The following is a 6,175-nucleotide window of genomic DNA, read 5'->3' on the forward strand; positions in this document are numbered from 1 at the left end:
GTGGCCATTTTACAATTGAAGTCCGGCGGTGTCCTACTCTCCCACAAGGTCCCCCTTGCAGTACCATCGGCGCAGAGAGTCTTAGCTTCCGGGTTCGGAATGTAACCGGGCGTTTCCCTCTCGCTATGGCCGCCGAAACACTATTGATTTATGTATCAGTCTGGGCCAGTTCACACACTTCGGAGCCCTCCGTGAAGAGGTTCCCGAGCAGTGTTTGCTGGGCGCAGTTCCCGACCGTAAATCGGGAACCACAAAGTGGACGCGAGAATTCTTCTCATTCACCATTCGACGCCCGAGGGCGCCCAGTGAGGTGGGGTGTTATCAATTTATCGACTTATTAGTACTGGTCAGCTTCACAGGTCGTTAGTCCCTGCTTCCACATCCAGCCTATCAACGCAGTAGTCTAGCTGCGAGTCTCTCGGCCTAAGCCATGGAAATCTCATCTTGAAGCTGGCTTCCCGCTTAGATGCTTTCAGCGGTTATCCATTCCGAACGTAGCTAATCAGCGGTGCTCCTGGCGGAACAACTGACACACCAGAGGTTCGTCCATCCCGGTCCTCTCGTACTAGGGATAGATCTTCTCAAATTTCCTGCGCGCGCAGAGGATAGGGACCGAACTGTCTCACGACGTTCTAAACCCAGCTCGCGTACCGCTTTAATGGGCGAACAGCCCAACCCTTGGGACCTACTCCAGCCCCAGGATGCGACGAGCCGACATCGAGGTGCCAAACCATGCCGTCGATATGGACTCTTGGGCAAGATCAGCCTGTTATCCCCGAGGTACCTTTTATCCGTTGAGCGACAGCGCTTCCACAAGCCACTGCCGGATCACTAGTCCCGACTTTCGTCCCTGCTCGACTTGTCAGTCTCACAGTCAAGCTCCCTTGTGCACTTACACTCGACACCTGATTACCAACCAGGTTGAGGGAACCTTTGGGCGCCTCCGTTACTTTTTGGGAGGCAACCGCCCCAGTTAAACTACCCACCATGCACTGTCCCTGAACCGGATTACGGTTCGAAGTTAGATATCCAATATGACCAGAGTGGTATTTCAACAATGACTCCACCTGAACTAGCGTCCAAGCTTCACAGTCTCCCACCTATCCTACACAGGCCACACCGAACACCAATACAAAGCTATAGTAAAGGTCACGGGGTCTTTCCGTCCTTCTGCGCGTAACGAGCATCTTTACTCGTAGTGCAATTTCGCCGAGTTCGCGGTTGAGACAGCTGGGAAGTCGTTACGCCATTCGTGCAGGTCGGAACTTACCCGACAAGGAATTTCGCTACCTTAGGATGGTTATAGTTACCACCGCCGTTTACTGGGGCTTAAATTCACAGCTTCGCCTTACGGCTAACCGTTCCTCTTAACCTTCCAGCACCGGGCAGGCGTCAGTCCGTATACATCGTCTTGCGACTTAGCACGGACCTGTGTTTTTAGTAAACAGTCGCTTCCCACTGGTCTCTGCGGCCCTGCAGCGCTCCCGGAGCCATGTCCTCTCGAAAGAGAACGTCCGTTCACGCCTTAGGCCCCCCTTATCCCGAAGTTACGGGGGCATTTTGCCGAGTTCCTTAACCACGATTCTCTCGATCTCCTTGGTATTCTCTACCTGATCACCTGAGTCGGTTTGGGGTACGGGTAACTTGAACCTCGCGTCGATGCTTTTCTTGGCAGCATAGGATCACTGATTTCGTCTTGACGACTACCCATCGAGTCTCAGCCTTAGTGAGAGACGGATTTGCCTATCTCTCGGCCTACATTCTTAGACCGGGACAACCATCGCCCGGCTCAGCTACCTTCCTGCGTCACACCTGTTAATACGCTAACCGCACCAGAATAGGGTCGTACGCTAGGCCCCACGCCTCACCCCGAAGGGATTGGTCTAGGGGATTCAGATACTTAGCATTACTGGATTAGTTTGGGCGGTTCTTCGTCAGTACGGGAATATCAACCCGTTGTCCATCGACTACGCCTGTCGGCCTCGCCTTAGGTCCCGACTTACCCAGGGCGGATTAGCCTGGCCCTGGAACCCTTGATCATTCGGAGGACGGGTTTCTCGCCCGTCTTTCGCTACTCATGCCTGCATTCTCACTCGTGTAGGCTCCACGGCTGGTTTACACCGCCGCTTCACTGCCCACACGACGCTCTCCTACCACTCCGTACGGCTGAACCACGAAGGCTTACCTATAATACGAAATCTACAACTTCGGTGGTGTGCTTGAGCCCCGTTACATTGTCGGCGCGGAATCACTTGACCAGTGAGCTATTACGCACTCTTTCAAGGGTGGCTGCTTCTAAGCCAACCTCCTGGTTGTCTGTGCAACTCCACATCCTTTCCCACTTAGCACACGCTTGGGGACCTTAGTTGGTAGTCTGGGCTGTTACCCTCTCGACGATGAAGCTTATCCCCCACCGTCTCACTGCTGCGCTCTCACTTACCGGCATTCGGAGTTTGGCTAACGTCAGTAACCTTTTAGGGCCCATCAGCTATCCAGTAGCTCTACCTCCGGCAAGAAACACGCAACGCTGCACCTAAATGCATTTCGGAGAGAACCAGCTATCACGAAGTTTGATTGGCCTTTCACCCCTATCCACAGCTCATCCCCTCCATTTTCAACTGAAGTGGGTTCGGTCCTCCACGTGCTCTTACACACGCTTCAACCTGGCCATGGATAGATCACTTCGCTTCGGGTCTAGAACCAGCGACTATAACGCCCTATTAAGACTCGCTTTCGCTACGGCTGCCCCACACGGGTTAACCTCGCCACTGATCACTAACTCGCAGGCTCATTCTTCAAAAGGCACGCTGTCACAGCTACTAAGGCTGCTCCAACGGTTTGTAAGCAAACGGTTTCAGGTACTATTTCACTCCCCTCCCGGGGTACTTTTCACCTTTCCCTCACGGTACTTGTCCGCTATCGGTCATCTGGAAGTATTTAGGCTTATCAGGTGGTCCTGACAGATTCACACGGGATTTCTCGGGCCCCGTGCTACTTGGGATACTCTTCGAACCATTGACACATTTCGACTAAGGGGCTGGCACCCTCTATGGCGTGGCTTTCAATCCACTTCGTCTATATGTCGTTGTAATTCTTGCTGTACGGCAGTAACAGCTGAAAAGTCCCACTACCCCGACCATGCAACGCCTGCCGGCTATCACACATGATCGGTTTGGCCTCTTCCGGTTTCGCTCGCCACTACTAACGGAATCACGGTTGTTTTCTCTTCCTGTGGGTACTGAGATGTTTCACTTCCCCACGTTCCCTCTACCCGCCCTATATATTCAGGCGGGAGTCACTGAGTCGTCTTGCAACGCCCAGCGGGGTTTCCCCATTCGGAAATCCTCGGATCACAGCTCTATTATCAGCTCCCCGAGGCTTATCGCAGATTTATACGTCCTTCTTCGGCTCCAGATGCCAAGGCATCCACCGTTTGCTCTTAGAAAATTGATATCACATGAGTATAAAGAATCGATCGCAACACCAAAGTGTTGAGATTGACCAATGAACTCCCCACAACATAAATGCTGCAAAAAGTTATTGTTATTTATGTGATCCGACCTTTCGGTCGAATCTAAGATGCTCGCGTCCACTGTGTAGTTCTCAAAATACGGGCGGTATCCTCCACCACCCCCAACCAAAGTCAGAGATGACACCAGGATCCGTTAGACCCAGACACCCTTTCGGATATCTCAAGTCCTAAGGTACGAAACCGCATCAAAGATGCGGGCCCGGTCCCTCAGGACCCAACAACGTGCAAAGACCAGGCCCACCATCTCCCCTCGTTCCTACCAACAAAGTTGGTGTACTGAAGAGAAAACAGATCCTCTGGCCACAATGTCAATGTTCCACCCATGAGCGCCGTCCAACCCGAACAGGTTGGTACGACTTGGCAAGTAATTCCGTGTGTTCGCGAACTGTAAACAGGAACGCTCCCCCACGGCTTGCACATGCTCCTTAGAAAGGAGGTGATCCAGCCGCACCTTCCGGTACGGCTACCTTGTTACGACTTAGTCCTAATTACCAATCCCACCTTCGACAGCTCCTCCCCTTGCGGGTTAGGCCACTGGCTTCGGGTGTTACCGACTTTCATGACTTGACGGGCGGTGTGTACAAGGCCCGGGAACGTATTCACCGCAGCGTTGCTGATCTGCGATTACTAGCGACTCCGACTTCATGAGGTCGAGTTGCAGACCTCAATCCGAACTGAGACCGACTTTTTGGGATTCGCTCCACCTTGCGGTATTGCAGCCCTTTGTATCGGCCATTGTAGCATGCGTGAAGCCCAAGACATAAGGGGCATGATGATTTGACGTCATCCCCACCTTCCTCCGAGTTGACCCCGGCAGTCTCCTTTGAGTTCCCACCATTACGTGCTGGCAACAAAGAACGAGGGTTGCGCTCGTTGCGGGACTTAACCCAACATCTCACGACACGAGCTGACGACAACCATGCACCACCTGTTTACGAGTGTCCAAAGAGTTGACTATTTCTAGCCCGTTCTCGTATATGTCAAGTCTTGGTAAGGTTCTTCGCGTTGCATCGAATTAATCCGCATGCTCCGCCGCTTGTGCGGGCCCCCGTCAATTCCTTTGAGTTTTAGCCTTGCGGCCGTACTCCCCAGGCGGGGAACTTAATGCGTTAGCTGCGACACAGAAACCGTGGAATGGTCCCTACATCTAGTTCCCAACGTTTACGGCATGGACTACCAGGGTATCTAATCCTGTTCGCTCCCCATGCTTTCGCTCCTCAGCGTCAGTAACGGCCCAGAGATCTGCCTTCGCCATTGGTGTTCCTCCTGATATCTGCGCATTCCACCGCTACACCAGGAATTCCAATCTCCCCTACCGCACTCTAGTCTGCCCGTACCCACTGCAGGCTGGGGGTTGAGCCCCCAGTTTTCACAGCAGACGCGACAAACCGCCTACGAGCTCTTTACGCCCAATAATTCCGGATAACGCTTGCACCCTACGTATTACCGCGGCTGCTGGCACGTAGTTAGCCGGTGCTTTTTCTGCAGGTACCGTCATGATGTGACAAGCACATCGCTTCTTCCCTACTAAAAGAGGTTTACAACCCGAAGGCCGTCGTCCCTCACGCGGCGTTGCTGCATCAGGCTTTCGCCCATTGTGCAATATTCCCCACTGCTGCCTCCCGTAGGAGTCTGGACCGTGTCTCAGTTCCAGTGTGGCCGGTCACCCTCTCAGGCCGGCTACCCGTCGTAGGCTTGGTGAGCTATTACCTCACCAACTACCTGATAGGCCGCGAGTCCATCCTTGACCGAAATTCTTTCCAGCTCCTAGCCATGCGGCTGAAGCTCGTATCCAGTATTAGACGTCGTTTCCAACGCTTATTCCAGAGTCAAGGGCAGGTTACTCACGTGTTACTCACCCGTTCGCCACTAATCCACCAGAGCAAGCTCCGGCTTCATCGTTCGACTTGCATGTGTTAAGCACGCCGCCAGCGTTCATCCTGAGCCAGGATCAAACTCTCCATAAATGTTTGATTGCAACCACAAGCAAAGCCTGCAGAAGCACATCTTGTGTCACCCGCACCCGCCTGCCTTATTGGGAATCAATAAATACAGTAGATGTCGAGGCGACAAGTTTGAAACTGACAGAACAAATCAATACTGACTTGCTTTGTTGTTTATATCTTTTTCCAAAGGAATCCGCTGCACCCACGATCCTGACCCGAAATAGGTCAATCACATAAAGCACAGTCGGGTTTTTGGCATTTGACATTGTGCACGCTGTTGAGTTCTCAAGGATCGGACGCTCCTGACCTCCACCGCAAAACGGCTTCACCCCAGGGCTACAAAAACCTGTGTTGGCAACCCCCGCTTACTGCGGAAGGCAACCTGTCTAGCTTACCCCCTTCACAACGCTTGTCAAATCAGCCAAAGTGAACCAGAACGGCACACAACAACAGATCAACACACGCATGAAGCGGGAAGACATCCAACGACCCGATACCGAAACCTACAAGAGGAATTCCGCTACCCGACCGGACTAAAACTATAACAGATTTAGAGGATGGTGGCCCCCACTTGAGGCCGGAAACCTAGCAGCAGAACTGCCCGGGACTTCCGCACCTTTGGGGTGACAAGAAAGAACTTTACGGGGATTCCCCGCCCCCACCAAACCCTCCCCCATCCCGGGCGTGTCGAGACCCC

General features: G+C 53.1%; 3 rRNA genes. All 3 read right to left on the minus strand.

The window, feature by feature from the left end:
* Window positions 1-20: 20 nt before the first annotated feature.
* Window positions 21-137 (minus strand): 5S ribosomal RNA (gene rrf, locus ABD112_RS11590).
* Between the two features lie 180 nt (window positions 138-317).
* Window positions 318-3,453, minus strand: a 23S ribosomal RNA gene (locus ABD112_RS11595).
* A 508-nt stretch (window positions 3,454-3,961) separates the two neighbouring features.
* Window positions 3,962-5,499: ribosomal RNA gene (locus ABD112_RS11600) — 16S ribosomal RNA — on the minus strand.
* Together the 16S, 23S and 5S rRNA genes form the textbook arrangement of a ribosomal RNA operon.
* Window positions 5,500-6,175: the final 676 nt, after the last annotated feature.

It is taken from the genome of Rhodoglobus aureus (assembly GCF_039527955.1).
Lineage (GTDB): Bacteria > Actinomycetota > Actinomycetes > Actinomycetales > Microbacteriaceae > Rhodoglobus > Rhodoglobus aureus.